The 689-nt window shown below is 50.8% G+C and carries 7 tRNA genes; all 7 read right to left on the reverse strand.

What is annotated here, in order from left to right:
- Positions 1-70: 70 nt before the first annotated feature.
- A tRNA-Arg gene (locus tag NMM25_RS10490) sits at positions 71-144 on the reverse strand.
- A gap of 11 nt (positions 145-155) precedes the next feature.
- Positions 156-241: transfer RNA gene (locus NMM25_RS10495), tRNA-Leu, on the reverse strand.
- Between the two features lie 7 nt (positions 242-248).
- A tRNA-Gly gene (locus tag NMM25_RS10500) sits at positions 249-320 on the reverse strand.
- Positions 321-347: 27 nt separating this feature from the next.
- Positions 348-420: transfer RNA gene (locus NMM25_RS10505), tRNA-Thr, on the reverse strand.
- A gap of 12 nt (positions 421-432) precedes the next feature.
- Positions 433-514, reverse strand: a tRNA-Leu gene (locus tag NMM25_RS10510).
- Between the two features lie 5 nt (positions 515-519).
- Positions 520-592: transfer RNA gene (locus tag NMM25_RS10515), tRNA-Lys, on the reverse strand.
- 24 nt (positions 593-616) lie between these two features.
- Positions 617-689: transfer RNA gene (locus tag NMM25_RS10520), tRNA-Asp, on the reverse strand.

Here is a 689-nt window from a genome sequence, read left to right on the forward strand (position 1 = left end):
ACCTGCGACACCTTGGTCCCAAACCAAGTACTCTACCAAGCTGAGCTACTTCCCGCGTTAAATAAAAAAATGCACCCTAGAGGAGTCGAACCTCTAACCGCCTGATTCGTAGTCAGGTACTCTATCCAGTTGAGCTAAGGGTGCTCATTATTATATGCCGAGGACCGGAATCGAACCGGTACGATCGTTACCAATCGCAGGATTTTAAGTCCTGTGCGTCTGCCAGTTCCGCCACCCCGGCCTCTCTAAGCGAACGACGGGATTCGAACCCGCGACCCCCACCTTGGCAAGGTGGTGTTCTACCACTGAACTACGTTCGCATCGACCTCTTATTCTATATAAAAAAATGCCGGCTACATGACTTGAACACGCGACCCTCTGATTACAAATCAGATGCTCTACCAACTGAGCTAAGCCGGCTACTTTCTATTATGCGGGTTAAGGGACTTGAACCCCCACGCCGTTAAGCGCCAGATCCTAAATCTGGTGCGTCTGCCAATTCCGCCAAACCCGCAAATATGACCCGTACTGGGCTCGAACCAGTGACCCATTGATTAAAAGTCAATTGCTCTACCAACTGAGCTAACGAGTCTAAAATAACTTCCGTTATCTTAAACGGTCCCGACGGGAATCGAACCCGCGATCTTCGCCGTGACAGGGCGACGTGATAACCGCTACACTACGGGACC

It is taken from the genome of Streptococcus sp. CF10-1 (assembly GCF_024295825.1).
Classification (GTDB): domain Bacteria; phylum Bacillota; class Bacilli; order Lactobacillales; family Streptococcaceae; genus Streptococcus.